At 53.9% G+C, this 22,508-nt stretch carries 19 protein-coding genes and 1 other RNA gene; 16 read left to right on the top strand and 4 right to left on the bottom strand.

From position 1 onward, the window contains the following. The first annotated feature begins 114 nt into the window (after positions 1-114). The 7 genes from tkt (at position 115) to ACKI5T_RS18980 (ending at position 8,506) form a co-directional block, all read left to right on the top strand. On the top strand, positions 115-2,106 hold the full coding sequence (gene tkt / locus ACKI5T_RS19010; RefSeq protein WP_407439440.1) for a transketolase: 1,992 nt from the start codon (positions 115-117) through the stop codon (positions 2,104-2,106). A 338-nt stretch (positions 2,107-2,444) separates the two neighbouring features. Then, a complete protein-coding gene (gene epd / locus ACKI5T_RS19005; protein WP_015960330.1) occupies positions 2,445-3,464 on the top strand; it encodes an erythrose-4-phosphate dehydrogenase in 1,020 nt (339 codons plus the stop codon). A 49-nt stretch (positions 3,465-3,513) separates the two neighbouring features. Next, entirely contained in the window at positions 3,514-4,677 is a 1,164-nt protein-coding gene (pgk, locus tag ACKI5T_RS19000; protein WP_407439438.1) for a phosphoglycerate kinase, read from the top strand. Between the two features lie 91 nt (positions 4,678-4,768). Further along, complete coding sequence (gene fbaA, locus ACKI5T_RS18995; protein ID WP_015960328.1) at positions 4,769-5,848, top strand: class II fructose-bisphosphate aldolase; 1,080 nt, start codon at positions 4,769-4,771, stop codon at positions 5,846-5,848. A 189-nt stretch (positions 5,849-6,037) separates the two neighbouring features. Continuing rightward, positions 6,038-6,892 (top strand): small-conductance mechanosensitive channel MscS, encoded by an 855-nt coding sequence (locus tag ACKI5T_RS18990; protein ID WP_015960327.1) that lies wholly within the window; start codon positions 6,038-6,040, stop codon positions 6,890-6,892. 143 nt (positions 6,893-7,035) lie between these two features. After that, the gene (gene argO / locus ACKI5T_RS18985; protein ID WP_407439435.1) at positions 7,036-7,671 is read left to right on the top strand and encodes an arginine exporter ArgO; all 636 of its coding nucleotides are present in this window, start codon (positions 7,036-7,038) and stop codon (positions 7,669-7,671) included. A gap of 91 nt (positions 7,672-7,762) precedes the next feature. Then, complete coding sequence (locus ACKI5T_RS18980) at positions 7,763-8,506, top strand: oxidative stress defense protein (protein ID WP_041689511.1); 744 nt, start codon at positions 7,763-7,765, stop codon at positions 8,504-8,506. Between the two features lie 41 nt (positions 8,507-8,547). On the opposite strand, the gene argP is transcribed toward ACKI5T_RS18980, so the two are convergent. Then, complete coding sequence (gene argP, locus ACKI5T_RS18975; RefSeq protein ID WP_015960324.1) at positions 8,548-9,441, bottom strand: DNA-binding transcriptional regulator ArgP; 894 nt, start codon at positions 9,439-9,441, stop codon at positions 8,548-8,550. A gap of 187 nt (positions 9,442-9,628) precedes the next feature. Here argP and rpiA point away from each other — a divergent pair, with 187 nt between their 5' ends. Beyond that, positions 9,629-10,288, top strand: coding sequence for a ribose-5-phosphate isomerase RpiA (rpiA, locus tag ACKI5T_RS18970; RefSeq protein ID WP_041689510.1), 660 nt, complete (start codon positions 9,629-9,631; stop codon positions 10,286-10,288). 263 nt (positions 10,289-10,551) lie between these two features. After that, positions 10,552-11,784 carry a phosphoglycerate dehydrogenase gene (gene serA, locus ACKI5T_RS18965; protein ID WP_015960322.1) on the top strand — a complete coding sequence of 411 codons (1,233 nt, stop codon included), beginning with the start codon at positions 10,552-10,554 and terminating at the stop codon, positions 11,782-11,784. Between the two features lie 74 nt (positions 11,785-11,858). Here serA and ACKI5T_RS18960 read toward each other — a convergent pair whose 3' ends face one another. From ACKI5T_RS18960 to zapA, 3 genes are all read right to left on the bottom strand, one after another. Beyond that, positions 11,859-12,458 (bottom strand): 5-formyltetrahydrofolate cyclo-ligase, encoded by a 600-nt coding sequence (locus ACKI5T_RS18960; protein WP_407439433.1) that lies wholly within the window; start codon positions 12,456-12,458, stop codon positions 11,859-11,861. A gap of 27 nt (positions 12,459-12,485) precedes the next feature. After that, a non-coding RNA gene (ssrS, locus tag ACKI5T_RS18955) (6S RNA) lies at positions 12,486-12,669 on the bottom strand. A gap of 41 nt (positions 12,670-12,710) precedes the next feature. After that, positions 12,711-13,040 carry a cell division protein ZapA gene (gene zapA, locus ACKI5T_RS18950; RefSeq protein ID WP_015960320.1) on the bottom strand — a complete coding sequence of 110 codons (330 nt, stop codon included), beginning with the start codon at positions 13,038-13,040 and terminating at the stop codon, positions 12,711-12,713. Between the two features lie 166 nt (positions 13,041-13,206). Between zapA and ACKI5T_RS18945 the strand changes: the two genes are divergently transcribed. From ACKI5T_RS18945 to gcvP, 7 genes are all read left to right on the top strand, one after another. Further along, the gene (locus tag ACKI5T_RS18945; RefSeq protein ID WP_072241760.1) at positions 13,207-13,785 is read left to right on the top strand and encodes a YecA family protein; all 579 of its coding nucleotides are present in this window, start codon (positions 13,207-13,209) and stop codon (positions 13,783-13,785) included. Between the two features lie 25 nt (positions 13,786-13,810). After that, positions 13,811-15,124, top strand: a complete 1,314-nt coding sequence (pepP, locus tag ACKI5T_RS18940) for a Xaa-Pro aminopeptidase (RefSeq protein ID WP_407439431.1) — start codon at positions 13,811-13,813, stop codon at positions 15,122-15,124. Further along, entirely contained in the window at positions 15,121-16,299 is a 1,179-nt protein-coding gene (gene ubiH / locus ACKI5T_RS18935; protein ID WP_407439429.1) for a 2-octaprenyl-6-methoxyphenyl hydroxylase, read from the top strand. Before pepP ends, ubiH begins: the two co-directional genes overlap by 4 nt. 12 nt (positions 16,300-16,311) lie before the next feature. Further along, positions 16,312-17,514: an FAD-dependent 2-octaprenylphenol hydroxylase gene (ubiI, locus tag ACKI5T_RS18930; RefSeq protein ID WP_407439427.1), complete on the top strand. Its 1,203-nt coding sequence runs from the start codon at positions 16,312-16,314 to the stop codon at positions 17,512-17,514. Positions 17,515-17,940: 426 nt separating this feature from the next. Continuing rightward, entirely contained in the window at positions 17,941-19,035 is a 1,095-nt protein-coding gene (gcvT, locus tag ACKI5T_RS18925) for a glycine cleavage system aminomethyltransferase GcvT (RefSeq protein WP_407439425.1), read from the top strand. Between the two features lie 24 nt (positions 19,036-19,059). After that, positions 19,060-19,449: a glycine cleavage system protein GcvH gene (gene gcvH, locus ACKI5T_RS18920; RefSeq protein ID WP_015960314.1), complete on the top strand. Its 390-nt coding sequence runs from the start codon at positions 19,060-19,062 to the stop codon at positions 19,447-19,449. A gap of 184 nt (positions 19,450-19,633) precedes the next feature. After that, the gene (gcvP, locus tag ACKI5T_RS18915) at positions 19,634-22,507 is read left to right on the top strand and encodes an aminomethyl-transferring glycine dehydrogenase (protein ID WP_407439423.1); all 2,874 of its coding nucleotides are present in this window, start codon (positions 19,634-19,636) and stop codon (positions 22,505-22,507) included. The last annotated feature ends 1 nt before the right edge of the window (position 22,508 follow it).

Below are 22,508 nucleotides of genomic sequence, written 5' to 3'. Positions count from 1 at the left end.
GCTCCATGTACATGCTTTGTCGCTTGGGTTACATTGTTGGCACTTTTTTCTGGCATAGCCCAAAACGCGCTGTCGTCAAGGGCATAGCCTTTAACAGTCCGATCTGGAGTTAAAATGTCCTCACGTAAAGAGCTTGCTAATGCTATTCGTGCGCTGAGCATGGATGCAGTACAGAAAGCCAAATCCGGTCACCCGGGCGCCCCTATGGGTATGGCTGACATTGCCGAAGTCCTGTGGCGTGATTTCCTGAACCACAACCCGCAAAACCCATCATGGGCTGACCGTGACCGCTTTGTGCTGTCTAACGGCCACGGCTCTATGCTGATCTACAGCTTGCTGCACCTCACTGGCTATGCGCTGCCAATTGAAGAGCTGAAAAACTTCCGTCAACTGCACTCTAAAACGCCTGGTCACCCTGAAGTGGGTTACACCGCTGGCGTTGAAACCACCACTGGTCCACTGGGTCAGGGCGTGGCGAATGCGGTAGGTATGGCGATTGCTGAGAAAACGCTGGCTGCACAGTTTAACCGTCCTGGCCACGACATCGTTGACCACTTTACCTACACCTTCATGGGCGATGGCTGCATGATGGAAGGTATCTCTCACGAAGTGTGCTCTCTGGCGGGTACCCTTAAGCTGGGTAAACTGGTTGCGTTCTATGATGACAACGGTATTTCTATCGATGGTCACGTTGAAGGCTGGTTTACTGACGATACGGCTAAACGTTTCGAAGCCTACGGCTGGCACGTGGTGCGCGGTGTTGATGGTCATAACGCCGACAGCATTAAACGTGCGGTAGAAGAAGCGCGCGCAGTGACTGACAAACCGTCCCTGCTGATGTGCAAAACCATCATCGGTTTCGGCTCACCAAACAAAGAAGGTACGCACGATTCTCACGGTGCTCCACTGGGCGACGCTGAAATCGCGCTGACCCGTGAAAAACTGGGCTGGAAACATGCTCCGTTTGAAATTCCGTCAGAAATCTATGCGCAGTGGGATGCGAAAGAAGCAGGCCAGGCGAAAGAGTCTGCATGGAATGAGAAATTCGCTGCTTACGCTAAAGCCTTCCCACTGGAAGCGGCTGAATTCACTCGCCGTATGAAAGGCGACATGCCGGCTGATTTCGATGCCAAAGCAAACGAATTCATCGCGAATCTGCAAGCTAACCCGTCTAAAATCGCCAGCCGTAAAGCGTCTCAGAATGCGATCGAAGCATTCGGTCCGTGGCTGCCAGAGTTCCTGGGCGGTTCCGCTGACCTGGCTCCGTCTAACCTGACGATCTGGTCTGGCTCCAAAGCAATCAACGAAGATATCGCCGGTAACTACATCCATTACGGTGTACGCGAATTCGGTATGACCGCCATCGCGAACGGTATCGCCCTGCACGGTGGTTTCCTGCCGTACACGTCTACCTTCCTGATGTTCGTTGAATATGCACGTAACGCCGTGCGTATGGCTGCGCTGATGAAACAGCGTCAGGTGATGGTCTACACCCACGACTCCATCGGTCTGGGCGAAGATGGCCCGACGCACCAGCCGGTTGAGCAGGTAGCTTCTCTACGTGTGACGCCTAACATGTCCACATGGCGTCCGTGTGACCAGGTTGAATCCGCCGTGGCGTGGAAATACGGCGTTGAGCGTCAGGACGGCCCGACCGCGCTGATTCTTTCTCGTCAGAACCTGGCACAGCAAGATCGTACCGCAGAGCAGCTGGCGAACATCGCTCGCGGTGGTTACGTGCTGAAAGACTGCGCTGGCCAGCCAGAGTTGATCTTCATCGCAACCGGTTCTGAAGTTGAGCTGGCTGTGGCTGCATGGGAAAAACTGTCTGCCGAAGGCGTTAAAGCGCGCGTGGTTTCCATGCCGTCAACCGATGCGTTCGACAAACAGGATGCCGCTTACCGCGAATCCGTGCTGCCAAAAGCGGTTTCCGCTCGCGTTGCAGTTGAAGCTGGAATCGCTGACTACTGGTTCAAATATGTTGGCCTGAACGGCGCAATCGTCGGGATGACCACCTTCGGTGAATCTGCACCGGCTGAACTGCTGTTTGAAGAGTTTGGCTTCACCGTAGAAAATGTTGTCGCAAAAGCCAAAGAGCTGCTGTAATCGCAGTCATGCCCGGTCGCGTTTTATTCGCCGGGCATACAAAATCTGAGCCGGACATCCGTCCGGCTTTTTTGTGTCAGCTATTCCACCGCCGTGTGAAAACGTTGTGAATTATTCCATTTAAAATGTGACGCAAGTCATATAGCTGTCTTATTGGCCTGGCCGAACATTCCTTTTATTCTCTGTTTCGCTTATTCTTGCTGAAGCGTTTCAGTTGTTGAGTTGTTCGACAATTGACCAATCAGTCGCAGTTTGTGACAGGCGAGGATTCCCCTCCGAGCGTTGCTGGATTACTCTTTCAGCCACCTCAAACTCAGGGAAAGCCTTGCAGGAGACCTATGACCGTACGCGTAGCGATAAATGGGTTTGGTCGCATCGGACGCAATGTGATTCGTGCCTTATATGAATCCGGGCGACGTGCGGAAATCACCGTAGTGGCCATCAATGAATTGGCTGACGCCGTGGGTATGGCGCATTTATTGAAATATGACACCAGCCATGGGCGCTTTGCCTGGGATGTTCGCCAGGAAAGAGAGCAGCTCTTTGTCGGCGACGATGCCATTCGCGTGTTGCATGAGCAGAGCATTGACGCGCTGCCGTGGCGTGAGTTGGGCGTGGATGTGGTTCTCGACTGTACCGGCGTGTACGGTAACCGTGAACACGGAGAAGCGCACCTTGCAGCAGGCGCTAAAAAAGTCCTGTTTTCCCACCCAGGTGGTCACGATCTTGACGCGACGGTTGTCTACGGCGTGAATCACCATGAACTGCAAGCCGAACACCGTATTGTCTCCAACGCCTCCTGTACGACAAACTGCATTATTCCGGTCATTAAACTGTTAGACGATGCATATGGCATTGAGTCAGGGACCGTAACGACGATCCACTCTGCCATGCACGATCAGCAGGTGATTGACGCGTATCATCCGGATTTGCGCCGCACGCGCGCAGCAAGTCAGTCAATCATTCCGGTAGATACTAAACTTGCGGCAGGGATTACCCGTATTTTTCCGCAGTTTAACGATCGTTTTGAAGCAATCGCGGTGCGTGTACCGACCATTAATGTCACCGCAATTGATCTCAGCGTGACGGTGAAAAAACCGGTAAAAGCCAGCGAAGTCAACCTGTTACTGCAAAAGGCGGCACAGGGTTCATTTCATGGTATAGTTGACTATACGGAATTACCGTTGGTCTCAGTAGATTTTAACCATGACCCCCACAGTGCCATTGTTGATGGTACACAGACGCGGGTCAGCGGTGCCCACCTCATCAAAACGCTGGTGTGGTGTGATAACGAATGGGGCTTTGCTAACCGAATGCTCGACACCACGTTAGCCATGGCCGCGCAAGGTTTCAGGTAGGGCGCAAAGTGCGCTTGCAAAACTTTAAGAATCAACGAGAGGATTCACCATGTCTGTAATTAAGATGACCGATTTGGATCTGGCAGGTAAACGCGTTTTCATCCGTGCCGATCTGAACGTACCCGTTAAAGATGGCAAAGTGACCAGCGACGCGCGTATCCGTGCATCTCTGCCAACCATCGAACTGGCCCTGAAACAAGGCGCTAAAGTGATGGTAACCTCTCACCTGGGTCGTCCGACCGAAGGCGAGTACAACGAAGAATTCTCTCTGTTGCCGGTTGTTAATTACCTGAAAGACAAATTGTCCAACCCGGTACGTCTGGTTAAAGACTACCTGGACGGCGTTGAAGTGGCTGAAGGCGAGCTGGTTGTTTTGGAAAACGTTCGCTTTAACAAAGGCGAGAAGAAAGACGACGAAGCCCTCTCCAAAAAATACGCGGCACTGTGCGACGTATTCGTAATGGATGCATTCGGTACTGCTCACCGTGCTCAGGCTTCTACTCACGGTATCGGTAAATTTGCTGACGTCGCTTGTGCAGGTCCACTGCTGGCTGAAGAGCTGGACGCACTGGGTAAAGCACTGAAAGAACCTGCTCGTCCAATGGTTGCGATCGTGGGTGGTTCTAAAGTTTCTACCAAACTGACCGTTCTGGATTCCCTGTCTAAAATTGCTGATCAGCTGATTGTTGGCGGCGGTATCGCAAACACCTTCGTTGCCGCTCAGGGCCATAACGTGGGTAAATCCCTGTACGAAGCGGACCTGGTTGAAGAAGCTAAACGTCTGCTGACCACTTGCGATATCCCAGTCCCAACGGATGTTCGCGTAGCGACTGAATTCTCTGAAACCGCGACCGCGACCCTGAAATCTGTCAACGACATCAAAGATGAAGAGCAGATTCTGGACCTGGGCGACGTTTCTGCACAGAAACTGGCTGATATCCTGAAAAACGCGAAAACCATTCTGTGGAATGGTCCGGTTGGCGTGTTCGAATTCCCTAACTTCCGTAAAGGGACTGAAATTGTTGCTAACGCAATCGCAGACAGCGAAGCGTTCTCTATCGCAGGCGGCGGTGACACCCTGGCAGCAATCGACCTGTTCGGTATTTCTGACAAAATCTCCTACATCTCAACTGGTGGCGGCGCATTCCTTGAGTTCGTGGAAGGCAAAGTTCTGCCAGCAGTAGCAATGCTCGAAGAGCGCGCTAAGAAGTAAGCCATTCATGGGCAGGGAAACCTGCCCTAATTTCAGCGTGCTTTTAAGAGCTCGCACCTTTTCTAACGGCCGAAGATACAGGACTCGTAACATGTCTAAAATTTTTGATTTCGTAAAACCTGGCGTGATCACTGGTGATGACGTTCAGAAAGTGTTCCAGGTAGCTAAAGAAAACAACTTTGCTCTGCCAGCTGTGAACTGCGTGGGTACCGACTCCATCAACGCCGTGCTGGAAACCGCTGCAAAAGTTAAAGCTCCGGTAATCGTTCAGTTCTCCAACGGTGGCGCTGCGTTCATCGCGGGCAAAGGCGTGAAAACTGACGTTCCTCAGGGCGCGGCAATCCTGGGCGCAATCTCTGGTGCACACCACGTTCACCAGATGGCTGAGCACTACGGTGTTCCAGTTATCCTGCACACCGACCACTGCGCAAAAAAATTGCTGCCGTGGATCGACGGTCTGCTGGACGCGGGTGAAAAACACTTCGCAGCAACCGGTAAACCACTGTTCTCTTCTCACATGATCGACCTGTCAGAAGAGTCTCTGGAAGAAAACATCGAAATCTGTTCCAAATACCTGGCGCGCATGTCCAAAATGGATATGACTCTGGAAATCGAACTGGGTTGCACCGGCGGTGAAGAAGACGGCGTGGACAACAGCCACATGGACGCTTCTGCACTGTACACCCAGCCAGAAGACGTTGATTACGCGTACACCGAGCTGAGCAAAATCAGCCCACGTTTCACCATCGCGGCCTCTTTCGGTAACGTGCACGGCGTTTACAAACCAGGTAACGTGGTTCTGACCCCAACTATCCTGCGTGATTCCCAGGACTATGTTTCTAAGAAACATAACCTGCCGCACAACAGCCTGAACTTCGTCTTCCACGGCGGTTCCGGCTCTTCTGCTCAGGAAATCAAAGATTCCGTCAGCTATGGCGTTATCAAAATGAACATCGATACCGATACCCAATGGGCAACCTGGGACGGCATCCTGCAGTACTACAAAACCAACGAAGCGTACCTGCAAGGTCAGCTGGGCAACCCGAAAGGCGACGACCAGCCGAACAAGAAATACTACGATCCACGCGTATGGCTGCGTGCTGCACAGACTTCCATGATTACCCGTCTGGAGCAGGCATTCAAAGAACTGAACGCGGTTGACGTTCTGTAATTTGAGCTGCTAAAAGCGTCAGAAAGGTCCGCATTTGCGGGCCTTTTTTTATGGTTTTTCAACACTCTGCAACACTGCATTTTGTGATCTCTTTGGCATATTCCTCACTTTTTGTTTACCCTTAATTCACTTGCCTGTCTCCTTGTGGGACGGATGTTTTGTGTTTTGATTTAGCAAAAGGACAGAAGAATGGAAGATCTCGGTGTAGTCGATGGCATAAACAATGCGGGAACCTGGCTGGTGCGCAACCAGGCGCTGCTGTTGAGTTACGCGGTCAATATCGTAGCGGCAATCGCGATTATTATCGTGGGTATGATCGTGGCGCGTATTGTCTCCAATGCGCTTAACCGCGTCATGCGCGCACGTCATATTGATGCAACGGTCGCGGATTTCCTCTCTGCACTGGTGCGCTATGGCGTTATCGCTTTCACGCTGATTGCTGCGCTGGGCCGCGTAGGCGTCCAGACTGCATCCGTCATCGCGGTTCTCGGCGCGGCAGGTTTAGCCATTGGTTTGGCGCTGCAAGGATCCCTTTCTAACCTGGCGGCAGGCGTGCTGCTGGTCACTTTCCGTCCTTTCCGCTCAGGGGAATATGTCGACTTAGGCGGCGTTGCGGGGACCGTGTTGCAGGTGCAGATTTTCTCTACCACTATGCGCACCGTTGATGGTCGTATCGTGGTGATCCCAAACGGCAAGATTATTGCGGGCAACATCATTAACTTTTCTCGCGAGCCGGTGCGCCGTAACGAACTGATTATTAGCGTCTCTTACGATTCGGATATCGATAAGGTGAAATCACTCATCACCAATATTATCGAATCTGACGAACGTATCCTGAAGGATCGCGAAAGAACCGTTCGACTGAACGAGCTCGGCACTTCTTCCATCAACTTTGTGGTGCGTATCTGGAGCAACAGCGGCGATCTGCAAAATGTATACTGGGACGTGCTGGAGCGTATTAAGCGTGAATTTGACGCGAACGATATTAGCTTCCCATATCCGCAGATGGACGTGAACTTCAAGCGTGTAAAAGAAGCAGAATAATTTTTACTTTTATAGCCCGGTAACGCATATGCGTCCGGGCTTTATATTAGCTATGCTAATTGCCAATTAATATTATCAATTTCCTCTAATGACAATCCGTCAGTATAGTCTGCACCTAAAGACATCTGCTCGAGATTGAACCCATGTTATCTTATTATTTTCAAGGCCTTGTGCTTGGCGCGGCCATGATTCTTCCCCTCGGTCCCCAAAACGCGTTCGTGATGAATCAGGGTATTCGCCGTCAGTATCATCTGATGATTGCGATGCTGTGCGCGGTGAGCGATCTGCTGCTGATTTGCGCCGGGATTTTTGGTGGCAGCGCATTGCTCATGCAGTCACCGTGGCTGCTGGCGTTGGTGACCTGGGGGGGCGTCGCATTTTTGCTGTGGTACGGTTTCGGCGCGCTGAAAACGGCGATGGGCAGCAATCTGGAACTCGCCACCGCGGAGGTCATGAAGCAAGGGCGCTGGAAGATCATCGCCACTATGCTGGCCGTGACCTGGCTTAATCCGCATGTTTATCTGGATACATTTGTGGTGCTCGGTAGTCTGGGCGGACAGCTGGATGTTGAGCCGAGACGCTGGTTTGCGCTTGGTACCGTCAGCGCCTCTTTCCTTTGGTTCTTTGGTTTGGCGCTGCTGGCAGCATGGCTGGCACCGCGTCTACGTACGGCGAAAGCGCAGCGCATTATTAATACCCTGGTCGGCCTGGTGATGTGGTTTATTGCTTTCCAGCTCGCAAAAGAGGGGCTTCATCATATTCAGGGACTGCTCAACTAAGCGTTCTCTTATGGACAACTGTAGCAGACCCGCTAAGCTTGCTGGCATGCGCCCTGTTCATGGGCACTCTTCGCAACATGGAGGAATGACAGTGAAGTGTAAAGTGATGGCCCTGGCGGCATTAGTAAGTTTTGGCGCAATGTCGGTACAGGCAAACGAATTGCCTGATGGTCCGCACATTGTCACCTCTGGCACAGCGAGCGTTGATGCCGTTCCGGATGTCGCAACGCTTGCGATTGAAGTGAACGTGGCAGCAAAAGACGCCGCTTCTGCTAAAAAACAGGCGGACGATCGTGTTGCGCAATATCTCTCCTTCCTTGAGCAAAACGGCGTTGGGAAAAAGGATATTAACTCCGCCAATCTGCGGACTCAGCCGGATTATGACTATCAGAATGGCAAAAGCATTCTGAAAGGCTATCGTGCGGTGCGTACTGTTGAAGTGACGGTACGTCAACTCGACAAGCTGAACTCGCTGCTGGACGGCGCGCTGAAGGCGGGACTGAACGAAATTCGTTCCGTGTCATTAGGCGTTGCGCAACCGGAGAAGTATAAAGACGAAGCCCGTAAAGCGGCGATTGATGACGCCGTGCGTCAGGCGCAACAACTGGCTTCAGGCTTTAAGACCAAGCTGGGGCCGGTGTACAGCGTGCGCTATCACGTCTCAAACTATCAGCCAAGCCCGATGGTTCGCATGATGAAGGCAGATGCAGCGCCTGTTTCAGCGGAAGAAACCTACGAGCAGCCAACGATTCAGTTCGATGATCAGGTCGATGTGGTGTTCCAGCTTGAGCCTGCACAGGCTCAACAGCCAGAACCTGCAACAAAAACGCAGTAATGAGCATGACCCCTCTCCCACAAAGAGAGGGGTTGCTTCCGTTAATCCTGTCTCAACACTTTATGCCCATAGGCCAACAGCGCATCCGTGACGTTGCGCATCATGCGGCTTTCTGGCGCAAATCGGTGCCAGTACAGCATCCGGCGCTGATACAGTCCTGGCGTTAAGTCGATAAGTTCACCGCTCTTCAACTCTTTTTCAATCTGCAAATGCGGAATCATACAGCAGGTCGTTCCCTGGCGAGCCAGCTGCACAAACGCTTCTGATGAATTCACGATATGGCACGGCACGCTGCCCGGCGGGAGATCGAAGTTCTGCTGCAAAAACGCCTGGTGCATGTCGTCGAGATGGTCGAATGCGACGGCGGGGGCCTTCAGCAGCGCGGCGCGCGTCACACCGTTGGGGAAATAGCGATCGGCAAAGGCTTTCGAACCAACAAACAGGTAGTCGAGAGCACCCAACTGATCGACCAGACAGCTCGGCAGCGCCTGCGGTTGAATACTCACTGCACCGACAACTTCGCCGCGACGCAGACGTTCCTGCGTTCGGGTTTCATCTTCCACCTGCAAATTAAGGCGAATCGGTGAGTCCGCGAGAACGGCTGAAAGCGCGGGCAGCAGCCAGGTCGCCAGACTGTCGGCGTTCACCGCCAGCGATAACAGCAGCGGCGTGGAGCCGGTTTGCTCATCACCCAACCACTCTTCTTCCAGCAATTCTACCTGGCGTAGCAGGGCGAGCAGTTTCTGCCCTTGCTCTGTCGGACGCGGTGGCACGGTACGTACCAGTAGCGGTTGTCCGAACATATTCTCCAGCTGTTTGATTCGCTGTGATACGGCGGATTGAGTGATGCACAGCTTTTGCGCTGCGCGCTCAAAACCTCGTTCACGAATAACGGCATCAAGCGCCTGTAGTGTTCTGTAGTCCGGACGTTTCATTGCGAGGCAGTACTCCTGAGTTTGCTTATTCTGCACTATGACACAAATTCACCTTTGAGACTGACGAATTCTGACCACGTCGGAGCAGTCGGGTCTTTACGCGTTAATGTGACACTGGTCACAGGGACATTCAGGGTGTCCATGTTCTATAATGCGCCCTGAGTTTTCACACCACAGGCAAACGATCATGACGCAGGATGAACTGAAAAAAGCAGTAGGATGGGCCGCACTCCAGTACGTACAACCAGGCACGATTGTCGGTGTGGGTACTGGATCGACCGCAGCACACTTTATTGATGCGCTTGGCACGATGAAAGGGCAGATCGAGGGTGCAGTTTCCAGCTCTGATGCCTCCACGGAAAAACTGAAAAGTCTGGGCATTACCGTGTTCGATTTGAACGAAGTGGATCGTCTGGGCATTTACGTGGATGGTGCCGACGAAATCAACGGCCATATGCAGATGATCAAAGGCGGTGGCGCGGCGCTGACGCGTGAGAAAATCATCGCTTCCGTTGCTGATAAATTCATTTGTATCGCCGATGCCTCCAAGCAGGTCGATATTCTGGGAACCTTTCCTCTGCCGGTCGAAGTCATTCCGATGGCGCGCAGCGCGGTTGCTCGTCAACTGGTGAAGCTGGGTGGTCGCCCGGAATATCGTCAGGGTGTGGTCACTGATAACGGTAACGTGATTCTGGACGTTTACAATCTGGAAATTCTGGACGCCGTGGCGATGGAAAACGCCATCAATGCGATTCCGGGCGTAGTGACTGTAGGGCTATTCGCCAATCGGGGCGCGGATGTGGCGCTGATTGGCACCGCTGACGGCGTGAAAACCATCGTAAAATGATCTGACGCGGGGAGTCCTCTCCCCGTTAAATATTTTTCAAAAGCCAAATTCGGTGACTTGTATCACGTTTTTTGACCTCTCCTGACGATCCTTCCGCCTTTCAAATTTACCGCAGCATTTTATGCTGTCATTTTGCCCTGGATGACTTTTCTTCAGAGTGCCCACGCAAACGTTCATATTGCTGCAATAGTTTTTTTTGATATGTTGGCGGTAGCGGATTTAAATCCAGCACAACAACAGTTCAGACAAACAGGGTCGGGTAAATGGCAAAGGTATCACTGGAAAAAGACAAGATTAAGTTTCTGCTCGTCGAAGGCGTGCATCAGAAAGCACTCGATAATCTTCGCGCAGCAGGTTACACCAACATCGAATTCCATAAAGGTGCGCTGGATACAGAGCAGCTGAAAGAATCCATCCGTGATGCCCACTTCATTGGCCTGCGATCCCGTACGCATCTGACTGAAGACGTTATTGCGTGTGCTGAAAAGCTGGTGGCCATCGGTTGTTTCTGTATTGGTACCAATCAGGTCGATTTGAATGCCGCAGCGCGACGCGGTGTTCCAGTCTTTAACGCGCCGTTCTCCAACACCCGTTCGGTCGCGGAATTAGTGATCGGTGAGCTGCTGTTGCTCCTGCGCGGTATTCCGGAAGCGAACGCCAAAGCGCACCGCGGCATCTGGAACAAACTGGCGTCAGGCTCTTATGAAGCGCGTGGCAAAAAGCTCGGGATTATTGGTTACGGTCACATCGGTACGCAGCTCGGTATTCTTGCCGAATCCCTGGGTATGAATGTGTTCTTCTACGATATCGAAAACAAACTGCCGCTGGGCAACGCCACTCAGGTGCAGCATCTTTCCGACTTGCTGAATATGAGCGATGTGGTGAGTCTGCATGTGCCGGAAAACGCCTCTACCAAGAATATGATGGGCGCAGAAGAGATCGCACTGATGAAGCCGGGCTCGCTGCTGATTAATGCCGCACGTGGCACGGTAGTGGATATTCCAGCGCTGTGTGACGCGCTTAGACGTAAGCATCTGGCGGGCGCGGCAATCGACGTCTTCCCAACGGAGCCGGCAACCAACAGCGATCCGTTTACCACTCCGCTGTTAGAATTCGACAACGTGATCCTGACGCCGCACATCGGTGGCTCGACGCAGGAAGCCCAGGAAAATATCGGCCTGGAAGTGGCGGGTAAGCTGAGCAAATATTCCGATAACGGTTCCACGCTCTCTGCGGTGAACTTCCCGGAAGTGTCTCTCCCGCTGCACGGCGGTCGTCGTTTGCTGCACATCCACGAGAATCGCCCAGGCGTGCTGACAGCAATTAACCAGATTTTTGCCGAGCAGGGCGTCAACATTGCCGCGCAGTATCTGCAAACCAACGCGCAGATGGGCTACGTGGTTATCGATATTGAAGCGGATGACGATGTTGCTGAGAAAGCGCTGTTGAGCATGAAGGCTATTCCAGGAACGATTCGCGCACGCCTGCTGTACTAATCTGCGGCAACCTGATTTCTCTTCGTCGGAAGAGCGCGAAAACAGTAAAAACGGTAACGGGTGTTACCGTTTTTTTATCGCCACTCCCACACTTTTGATGGCGTGACCACGGCGGGCAGCGGGATATCCCATTTCTCTACCGGCAGCATGTCCACACCCTGACAATCATGCGCATATCCGACCGGCTGCAAGCCATGCTGCTGCCAGTTCTGCAGCGTACGATCGTAGAATCCACCACCCATTCCAAGGCGTTGACCATATCTGTCGAATGCCACCAGCGGCGTAATCAGCACATCCAGTTCGTTGAGCGGTAAAACATCGCGCACATCAAGTTTGGGTTCAGTGATTTTCAGGCGATTCACAACCAGTTCGCTGTGCGGATGATAATGCAGGAACAGTAAATTGCCGGGGCTGAAGGGATGTAAGACGGGCAGATAGACTTTCTTTCCGGCACGCCACAGTTGTTCGATCAGCGGTTGGGTATCCAGTTCACCATCAAAGGACAAAAACAGCGCCACCGTATGCGCCATCACAACGGGCGAATAGGCCATCATGCGAGCCGAGGCTTGTTGGGCAAAGTGAGCTTGTTGATCGGGGGTTAATGCGCGACGTTGTTTGCGGATGAACTGACGGATTTCTTGTCGGGATACTGGAACTTCAGGAAGTTGCGTCATGGTGGAAGTTTGGTAGTAAGAAGAGTGGGAATCTCCGAGATGCCGCCGCAGGCTGTAACCCTTGAACCCTTGGTTCAAGGTGAATATGTCGTCATAGTCTTAAGGCTTCTCGGACGAACCGAGCATGCTCACCGACCATGGAGCGCCACATTCTTGTGGTATGAAATATCGGCTCAGGGGACTGGCCCGCTTGCGAACATCTCAGAGAAATTTTTTCTTCACAGTCACTCTACCATAGTCAACTGCGAAGTGTTATTCAAACTTTTGTCCCGGTCTTTCGGGAGTGCGACCTTGATCAAGCAACGCTTGTTCGATGGTCTGCTGGAGCATTTTAATGCGCTGCTCCATGCTCGCCGCGTAATCGCGGGTCTTCGCTTTTTCCTGAGTTAATTCATAGCTGATGTTCAACGCGGCGATGAAAACCAACTGCTCAGTATTTGTGACTCTAGTGCGTTCTTTTAAATCTTGCAACCGCTGATTCAAATCGTCCGCAGCCTGACTCAAAGCATCCCTTTGTTCAGGCGGACAATTCACTCGCAGCGAACGGCCAAAAATTTGGAGATCGACGGGTTGTGCAGACATGCCACCTTCCTGCTTATTGACTGCGCGACCTTCGCTCATGGCCCGGGGGCTGCGAAGGGGCGACACTATAGCTACCATGATATGAAGATACAAGCCCTTTTCTGGTATCTCCAGGGTCCAAAGTGGTAGCATATCATGAATATTCTCCCAACGATGACGAATGCGCATGTCTATACAGAACGAAATGCCTGGTTACAACGAAGTAAGCCAGTTACTTAACCAGCAGGGCGTGGGTTTGACCCCTGCTGAAATGCACGGTCTGATCAGTGGCATGCTGTGCGGCGGAAACAGCGACAGCTCATGGCAGCCGCTGCTTCACGACCTGACAAACGAAGGTCTGGCGTTTGGTCACGAACTGGCGGAAACGCTGCGTAAAATGCATTCAGCTACCAGCGATTCGCTGGAAGACGACGGCTTCCTTTTTCAGCTTTATCTGCCTGATGGCGATGACGTTAGCGTGTTTGATCGCGCCGATGCGTTGGCGGGTTGGGTAAACCACTATCTGTTAGGTTTGGGCGTGACGCAGCCTAAGCTCGATAAAGTCACCGGTGAAGCGGGTGAAGCCATCGACGACCTGCGTAACATTGCCCAGCTTGGCTACGACGAAGACGAAGACCAGGAAGAGCTTGAAATGTCTGTCGAAGAGATTATCGAGTATGTGCGCGTCGCTGCGCTGCTGTGCCACGATACCTTTACGCGCTCGCAGCCAACCGCACCGGAAGTTCGCAAACCGACATTACATTAAGAATAAGAACGCACAGGAGGGTGTCATGACTCAGCAGGAGTATCTTCGTCGTCGCCAGGCGCTGTTGGCAAAAATGCAGCCTGGAAGCGCGGCGCTGATTTTTGCCGCACCGGAAGCGACGCGCAGCAACGACAGCGAGTATCCGTATCGCCAAAGCAGCGATTTCAGGTACTTTACCGGTTTTAACGAGCCGGAAGCGGTCCTGGTGCTGATCAAAAGCGATGACACCCATAATCACAGCGTTTTGTTCAATCGTGTTCGCGATCTCACCGCCGAAATCTGGTTTGGCCGTCGCTTAGGTCAGGAAGCCGCCCCCGAAAAACTCGGTGTCGAGCGCGCGCTGGCCTTTAGCGAAATCAACGAACAGCTTTATCAATTGCTCAACGGTCTGGATGTGGTTTACCACGCGCAGGGCGAATATGCGTATGCAGACGACATTGTCTTCACCGCGCTGGATAAGCTGCGTAAGGGCTCACGTCAGAACTTAACGGCGCCTGCATCGCTCACCGACTGGCGTCCCATCGTTCACGAAATGCGCCTGTTTAAATCGGCAGAAGAGCTACACGTCATGCGCCGCGCGGGCGAAATCAGCGCGCTGGCGCATACGCGAGCGATGGAAAAATGTCGTCCTGGCATGTTCGAATATCAGCTTGAAGGCGAAATTCTTCACGAGTTTTCCCGCCACGGCGCGCGCTTTGCGTCATACAACACGATTGTCGGCGGCGGTGAAAACGGCTGCATTTTGCATTACACCGAAAATGAAAGCGCATTGCGCGACGGCGATTTAGTGCTGATCGATGCAGGATGTGAATATAAAGGCTACGCCGGTGACATCACCCGTACATTCCCGGTGAATGGCAAATTTACCCCTGCACAGCGTGCCGTTTACGACATTGTTCTGGAATCGCTCGAAACCGCACTGACGCTGTTCCGCCCAGGTACGTCCATTCAGGAGGTGACGGGCGCAGTCGTGCGCATAATGGTCACGGGCCTGGTCAATATCGGCGTTCTCAACGGCGATATTGATGAGCTCATTGCGGATAACGCGCATCGCGCATTCTTTATGCACGGCCTGAGCCACTGGCTGGGGCTGGATGTACATGATGTCGGCGGCTACGGGCCTGACCGCTCGCGTACGCTTGAGCCGGGCATGGTGCTTACCGTCGAACCGGGCCTCTACATAGCCCCAGATGCTGACGTGCCTGCCGAGTATCGCGGCATCGGAATCCGTATTGAAGACGACATCGTCATTACCGAAACCGGTAACGAAAATATGACTGCGCAAGTGGTGAAAAAGGCAGACGATATCGAAGCGCTGATGGCGGCGGCACGCGCATGAGTGTCATCATCGTGGGTGGAGGCATGACTGGCGCGACGCTGGCATTGGCGATTTCTAAGCTCACCGAGGGGCGCTTGCCTGTTCATCTTGTCGAAGCCGTTGCCCCGCAAATTTCGGATCACCCGGGGTTTGACGCCCGAGCGATTGCGCTGGCGCAAGGCACCTGCCAGCAACTCGCTCGGGTGGGTATCTGGCAAGCCATTGCCGATCGTGCAACCGCAATCAACACCGTACATGTCAGCGATCGCGGCCATGCCGGTTTCGTGACGCTGGATGCGCAGGATTACCGCATTGACGCGCTAGGGCACGTGGTTGAGCTGCATGACGTTGGCCTGCGGTTGTTCCGTTTATTGCAGGATGCGCCCGGCGTCAGGCTGCACTGTCCGGCGCGAGTAGCGAGTTTTACCCGTTCTCAGGATAGCGTCAGCGTCACGCTTGATAATGGCGACACGCTCGACGGGCAACTGCTCGTCGCTGCCGATGGTTCTCGTTCCGCACTCGCCACCCAGTGTGGCGTTGAATGGCATCAGCAGCCCTACGGTCAGGCGGCGGTGATTGCTAACGTTTCTACCGCTGTCGCCCATCAGGGGCGCGCGTTTGAACGTTTTACGGAGTTTGGCCCGCTGGCGATGCTGCCGATGTCGGACGGACGCAGCTCGTTGGTCTGGTGTCACGCGCTGGACAACATTGACGAGGTGATGACCTGGTCTGACGCCCGTTTTGGCGACGAGCTGCAAAAGGCGTTTGGCTGGCGGCTTGGACGTATCACCCATGCGGGGCAGCGTGCCGCTTATCCTCTGGCACTGACCACGGCATCGCAATCCATTTCCCATCGCCTCGCGTTAGTCGGCAATGCGGCGCAAACGCTGCATCCGATAGCAGGCCAGGGATTTAACCTGGGTCTGCGCGACGTGATGAGCCTGGCAGAGACGCTGGCACTGGCGTGGCGAGATGAAAATGATTACGGCGCATACGCCATACTCAGCCAATATCAGAAACGTCGTCAGACCGACAAAGAGGCCACCATTGGCGTCACCGATGGCCTGGTGCATTTATTCGCAAACCGTTGGGCACCGCTGGTGGCCGGACGTAATGCGGGGCTGATGGCGATGGAACTATTCATTCCGGCACGTAACGTGCTGGCGCAGCGGACTCTTGGTTGGGTCGCGCGTTAAGGAGTTAACTCAGTGCAGAATGTTGATGTTGCCATTGTTGGCGGCGGAATGGTCGGTCTGGCTTTAGCCTGCGGTTTGCAGGGAAGCGGCCTGCGCGTTGCGGTTCTTGAAAGCACGCCACCGCAGCCCGTCGCCCCAGACGCACCGCCTGAACTTCGCGTATCGGCCATCAATGCCGCCAGCGAAAAGTTGCTGACGCGTCTTGGCGTCTGGTCAGATATCACGGCGTTTCGCGCAAGCTGTTACCACGGTATGGAAGTGTGGGACAAAGACAGCTTTGGTCACATCACGTTTGATGACGAAAGCATGGGCTACAGCCATCTGGGGCACATCGTCGAAAATGCGGTGGTTCATCACGCGCTGTGGCAAAAAGCACAGCAAAGCTCAGATGTGACGCTGATAGCGCCCGCGCAGGTGCAGCAGGTGGCCTGGGGCGAGAACGAAGCTTTCATTACGTTGCAGAGCGGCGAGATGTTAACGGCGCGTCTGGTTGTTGGCGCTGATGGTGCGAACTCCTGGCTGCGAAATAAAGCGGATATCCCACTGACGTTTTGGGATTACCGTCATCACGCGATGGTCGCGACGATCCGTACCACCGAGCCGCACGGTGGCGTAGCACGTCAGATTTTCCACAATAACGGCATTCTGGCGTTTCTGCCGCTGAGCGATCCGCATTTGTGTTCCATTGTCTGGTCATTGATCCCGGAAAAAGCCCAGCAGATGCAGGACGTGACGCCGGAAGAATTTAATCAGGCGCTGTGCATGGCGTTTGATAACCGCCTGGGTCTGTGTGCGCTTGAAAGCGAGCGTCAGTTGTTCCCACTGACAGGCCGTTACGCGCGCCAGTTTGCCGCGCACCGTCTGGCGCTGGTGGGCGATGCCGCGCACACCATCCATCCCTTAGCGGGACAGGGCGTTAATCTGGGCTTTATGGATGCCGCTGAGCTCATCGAAGAGCTGCGTCGTTTGCATCGTGAAGGGAAAGACATTGGTCAGCACCTTTATCTGCGCCGCTATGAACGCAGCCGCAAGCACAGTGCCGCGATGATGCTGGCCGGTATGCAGGGATTCCGCGAGTTGTTTGCGGGCGATAACCCGGCCAAAAAACTGCTCCGCGATCTGGGTCTGAAAATGGCCGATACCCTTCCAGGTGTAAAACCCCAGCTGCTTCGTCAGGCGATGGGTTTGAACGATCTGCCAGACTGGCTGCGCTAAGTTAGACCCCCATCACACTTTCGTTTCCCGGCTTCTGTGCCGGGAGATTTCTCTCATTTGAAATATTCTAATTTCACCCTCTAATTCGCATTAGATTATCTAATCTCGCGTTTTTTTCATGATGGAAAATCGGCATCTTTTACCACATTAAATATCACCATAAGCTAACTAACCTGGAATTAACATTGCGTTTGCTCGGAGGTAATTGTATTTAACCAGTGAATCATTCTGTTGGGTTTTTGCTGGTTTTTAGTCATAAGCTAATGTGATGACCCGTTTTGCCTTATGGTTAATCCCCAGTTTCAGTGGTAAGTTCAGGTAAAAGAGAACGTTTGCGTCGGCGTCCAGGCGTGATGCCAACGCCGGGTTTCGTGATGGATTTTTAGACGAAACACAAGATAGCCCTGCTTATTCAACGAGGACAAGATGGCTCAACAAACTCCTTTATACGAACAACACACGTTATGCGGTGCACGCATGGTGGATTTCCATGGCTGGATGATGCCGCTGCATTACGGCTCACAAATCGATGAGCACCATGCCGTGCGCACCGATGCCGGTATGTTTGATGTGTCGCACATGACCATTGTCGATCTGCGCGGGAGCCGCACCCGGGAGTTTTTGCGTTATCTTCTGGCAAACGACGTCGCTAAGCTCAAGACTCCAGGCAAGGCGTTATACTCCGGCATGCTCAATGCCTCCGGCGGCGTCATTGACGACCTGATTGTTTATTACTTCACTGACGATTTCTTCCGCCTCGTTGTTAACTCCGCCACCCGCGAAAAAGACCTCTCCTGGATTTCCCAACACGCTGAAAAGTACGCCGTCGAGGTTACCGTTCGTGACGATCTGTCGCTGATCGCCGTTCAGGGGCCTAACGCGCAGGCGAAAGCCGCCACATTATTCACCGATGAACAGCGCCACGCGACTGAAGGCATGAAGCCGTTCTTCGGTGTGCAGGCGGGCGATTTGTTTATCGCCACCACCGGTTACACCGGTGAAGCGGGTTACGAAATTGCAATGCCAAACGAGAAAGCCGCCGAATTCTGGCACGCACTGGTGGAAGCTGGTGTCAAACCTGCGGGTCTGGGCGCACGCGATACGCTGCGTCTGGAAGCAGGCATGAATTTGTACAGCCAGGAAATGGACGAAACCGTCTCTCCGTTGGCCGCCAACATGGGCTGGACCATCGCGTGGGAACCCGCCGATCGTGAATTTATTGGCCGCGAAGCGCTTGAGATGCAGCGCGAGAAAGGCACCGATCAACTTGTTGGCCTGGTGATGACCGAAAAAGGCGTGCTGCGTAACGAGCTGCCTGTGCGATTCACCGATGAACTGGGCAATCAGCGTGAAGGTATGATCACCAGCGGTACTTTCTCGCCGACGTTAGGCTACAGCATTGCGCTGGCGCGCGTTCCGGCCGGCATTGGCGAAACCGCCATTGTGCAGATCCGCAACCGAGAAATGCCCGTTAACGTGACTAAACCAATTTTTGTTCGCGCCGGTAAGCCGGTCGCCTAATCATTTTTTATCAGGAGAATTCCAATGAGCAATGTGCCAGCAGAACTGAAATACAGTAAAGAACACGAATGGCTGCGCAAAGAAGCCGACGGAACCTACACCGTGGGCATCACCGAGCATGCGCAAGAGCTGCTCGGCGACATGGTGTTTGTCGACCTGCCAGACGTCGGCACGACCGTGAGTGCGGGCGACGACTGTGCGGTTGCGGAATCTGTTAAAGCCGCATCTGACATCTACGCACCCGTGAGCGGCGAAATCGTTGCCGTCAACGATGCGCTGAGCGACTCCCCGGAGCTGGTGAACAGCGACCCGTACACCGACGGCTGGATTTTCAAAATCCGAGCGGCTGACGAAGCGGAAGTGGAAGCGCTGCTGGATGCGACGGCCTATGCCGCTCTGCTAGAAAACGAGTAAATACGCGTCATCCTTCACGTTGCAGGTGCGTACGCGTCCTCACTCACCTCAGTCACTTACTTATGTAAGCTCCTGAGGATTCGCAGCGTCGCCGCCTTCCTGCAACGCGAATGCTTTAGCGTATCAAGGCAAGACAATCACGATTTCTACATCGATTCACCGCACGTTTCAGGAACCATCGCTCATGACACAGACTTTAAGCCAGCTTGAAAACCGTGGCGCCTTCATTGAACGTCACATTGGGCCGGATGCTCAGCAACAGCAGGAGATGCTGAAGACAGTTGGCGCGGATTCGTTAAACGCACTGATTGGCCAGATCGTGCCGAAAGACATTCAGCTCGCCACGCCACCGCAAGTGGGCGAGGCGACAACGGAATTTGCTGCGCTGGCGGAACTGAAGGCCATTGCCGGTCTCAACAAGCGCTTTAAGTCTTACATTGGCATGGGTTACACCCCTGTGCAGTTGCCGCCGGTTATTCTGCGTAACATGCTGGAAAATCCGGGCTGGTACACCGCCTATACACCGTATCAGCCGGAAGTCTCTCAGGGGCGTCTGGAAGCGCTGCTGAACTTCCAGCAAGTCACGCTGGATCTGACCGGACTGGACATCGCCTCGGCCTCTTTGCTGGATGAAGCGACTGCCGCAGCCGAAGCGATGGCGATGGCAAAACGCGTCAGCAAGCTCAAGAATGCTAATCGCTTCTTCGTTGCGGCTGACGTTCATCCGCAAACGCTGGACGTTGTGCGTACGCGTGCCGAAACCTTCGGTTTTGACGTGATTGTCGATGATGCTGATAAAGTGCTGGATCATCAGGATGTCTTTGGCGTGCTGTTGCAGCAAGTCGGCACCACCGGTGGAGTGCACGACTACAGTGCGCTTATTGCCGAGCTGAAATCGCGCAAAATTGTTGTCAGCGTGGCGGCCGATTTTATGGCGCTGGTGCTGTTAACGGCCCCAGGCAAACAGGGCGCAGATATTGTTTTCGGTTCCGCACAGCGCTTTGGCGTGCCGATGGGCTACGGTGGCCCGCACGCGGCATTCTTCGCCGGAAAAGATGAATTCAAACGCTCCATGCCTGGCCGCATTATCGGTGTGTCGAAAGATGCTGCCGGGAATACCGCGCTACGCATGGCGATGCAGACTCGCGAACAACATATTCGTCGCGAAAAAGCCAACTCCAATATTTGTACCTCTCAGGTGCTGCTGGCCAATATCGCCAGCCTGTATGCGGTATTCCACGGTCCAGTGGGCCTGAAGCGCATCGCGACCCGCATTCATCGCTTTGCGGATATTCTGGCTACCGGGTTACAGCAAAAAGGTCTGAAGCTGCGCCATGCCCATTACTTTGACACCCTGTGTGTTGAAGTCGCGGATAAAGCCGGTGTGCTGGCGCGCGCCGAAGCCGCAGAGATCAACCTGCGTAGCGATATTCTCAACGCCGTCGGCATCACGCTGGATGAGACCACGACCCGCGAGGACGTGCAAAATCTGTTTAACGTCCTGCTTGGCGATGCGCACGGACTTGACGTCGATGCCTTGGATAAAGAAGTGGCGCACGACAGCCGCTCTATTCAGGAAAGCATGCTGCGCGATGACGCGATTCTGTCTCACCCGGTGTTCAATCGCTATCACAGCGAAACCGAGATGATGCGTTATATGCACTCTCTGGAGCGCAAAGATCTGGCGCTGAATCAGGCGATGATTCCGCTGGGTTCCTGCACCATGAAGCTGAACGCCGCCGCAGAAATGATCCCGATTACCTGGCCTGAATTCTCTGAGCTGCACCCGTTCTGCCCGGCAGACCAGGCGGAAGGGTACCATCAGATGATCAATCAACTCTCCGACTGGCTGGTGAAGCTGACCGGCTATGACGCACTGTGCATGCAGCCCAACTCCGGCGCGCAGGGTGAGTACGCGGGCCTGCTGGCGATTCGTCATTACCACGAAAGCCGCAACGAAGGTCATCGCGATATCTGCCTGATCCCAAGCTCTGCGCACGGCACTAACCCTGCATCCGCGCAGATGGCGGGAATGGAAGTGGTTGTCGTCGCGTGCGATAAAAACGGCAATATCGACCTGACCGATCTGCGTGCCAAAGCCGAAAACGCGGGCGAAAAACTGTCCTGCATTATGGTCACGTATCCGTCCACCCACGGGGTGTACGAAGAAACCATCCGTGAAGTGTGCGAGATTGTGCATCAGTTCGGCGGCCAGGTGTATCTCGATGGCGCAAACATGAACGCGCAGGTGGGCATTACCTCTCCGGGCTTTATCGGCGCGGACGTTTCGCACCTGAATCTGCATAAAACTTTCTGTATTCCGCACGGTGGCGGCGGCCCAGGTATGGGTCCGATTGGCGTAAAGGCGCACCTGGCACCGTTTGTTCCAGGCCACAGCGTGGTGCAAATCGAAGGTATGTTGACCCGTCAGGGCGCGGTCTCTGCGGCGCCGTTTGGCAGCGCATCCATTCTGCCAATCAGCTGGATGTATATCCGCATGATGGGCGCGGAAGGGCTGAAGCAGGCAAGCCAGGTGGCGATTCTGAACGCCAACTATATTGCCACTCGTCTGAAAGACGCCTATCCGGTGCTCTATACCGGTCGTGATGGCCGCGTGGCGCACGAATGCATTCTGGATATTCGTCCGTTGAAAGACGACACCGGGATCAGCGAACTGGATATCGCCAAGCGCCTGATTGACTATGGATTCCATGCGCCAACCATGTCGTTCCCGGTAGCGGGCACGCTGATGGTTGAGCCGACCGAGTCAGAAAGCAAAGTCGAACTGGATCGCTTTATCGAAGCGATGCTGGCGATTCGCAACGAAATTACCCGCGTGAAGCAGGGCGAATGGACGCTTGAAGATAACCCGTTAGTCAATGCGCCGCATACTCAAAACGAGCTGATAGCGGAGTGGCATCACGGTTATACCCGCGAAGTGGCGGTCTTCCCGGCGGGCATGGCGAACAAATACTGGCCGACGGTGAAACGTCTTGATGACGTTTATGGCGACCGCAATTTGTTCTGCTCCTGCGTGCCAATGAGCGAATACCAGTAAT

The sequence above is a fragment of the Lelliottia sp. genome (assembly GCF_045627565.1).
In the GTDB taxonomy this organism is placed as follows: Bacteria; Pseudomonadota; Gammaproteobacteria; order Enterobacterales; family Enterobacteriaceae; genus Enterobacter.
This window is presented reverse-complemented; position numbering and strand designations above follow the sequence as displayed.

Excerpts from the sequence above, each read along its gene's own strand:
- rpiA (WP_041689510.1), top strand. The coding sequence starts at position 9,629 with ATGACGCAGGATGAACTGAAAAAAGCAGTAGGATGGGCCGCACTCCAG.
- argO (WP_407439435.1), top strand. The coding sequence starts at position 7,036 with ATGTTATCTTATTATTTTCAAGGCCTTGTGCTTGGCGCGGCCATGATT.
- ACKI5T_RS18945 (WP_072241760.1), top strand. The coding sequence starts at position 13,207 with ATGTCTATACAGAACGAAATGCCTGGTTACAACGAAGTAAGCCAGTTA.
- zapA (WP_015960320.1), bottom strand. The coding sequence starts at position 13,040 with ATGTCTGCACAACCCGTCGATCTCCAAATTTTTGGCCGTTCGCTGCGA.
- pepP (WP_407439431.1), top strand. The coding sequence starts at position 13,811 with ATGACTCAGCAGGAGTATCTTCGTCGTCGCCAGGCGCTGTTGGCAAAA.
- pgk (WP_407439438.1), top strand. The coding sequence starts at position 3,514 with ATGTCTGTAATTAAGATGACCGATTTGGATCTGGCAGGTAAACGCGTT.
- argP (WP_015960324.1), bottom strand. The coding sequence starts at position 9,441 with ATGAAACGTCCGGACTACAGAACACTACAGGCGCTTGATGCCGTTATT.
- gcvP (WP_407439423.1), top strand. The coding sequence starts at position 19,634 with ATGACACAGACTTTAAGCCAGCTTGAAAACCGTGGCGCCTTCATTGAA.
- ACKI5T_RS18960 (WP_407439433.1), bottom strand. The coding sequence starts at position 12,458 with ATGACGCAACTTCCTGAAGTTCCAGTATCCCGACAAGAAATCCGTCAG.
- epd (WP_015960330.1), top strand. The coding sequence starts at position 2,445 with ATGACCGTACGCGTAGCGATAAATGGGTTTGGTCGCATCGGACGCAAT.
- gcvT (WP_407439425.1), top strand. The coding sequence starts at position 17,941 with ATGGCTCAACAAACTCCTTTATACGAACAACACACGTTATGCGGTGCA.
- fbaA (WP_015960328.1), top strand. The coding sequence starts at position 4,769 with ATGTCTAAAATTTTTGATTTCGTAAAACCTGGCGTGATCACTGGTGAT.
- ubiH (WP_407439429.1), top strand. The coding sequence starts at position 15,121 with ATGAGTGTCATCATCGTGGGTGGAGGCATGACTGGCGCGACGCTGGCA.
- ACKI5T_RS18990 (WP_015960327.1), top strand. The coding sequence starts at position 6,038 with ATGGAAGATCTCGGTGTAGTCGATGGCATAAACAATGCGGGAACCTGG.
- tkt (WP_407439440.1), top strand. The coding sequence starts at position 115 with ATGTCCTCACGTAAAGAGCTTGCTAATGCTATTCGTGCGCTGAGCATG.
- serA (WP_015960322.1), top strand. The coding sequence starts at position 10,552 with ATGGCAAAGGTATCACTGGAAAAAGACAAGATTAAGTTTCTGCTCGTC.
- gcvH (WP_015960314.1), top strand. The coding sequence starts at position 19,060 with ATGAGCAATGTGCCAGCAGAACTGAAATACAGTAAAGAACACGAATGG.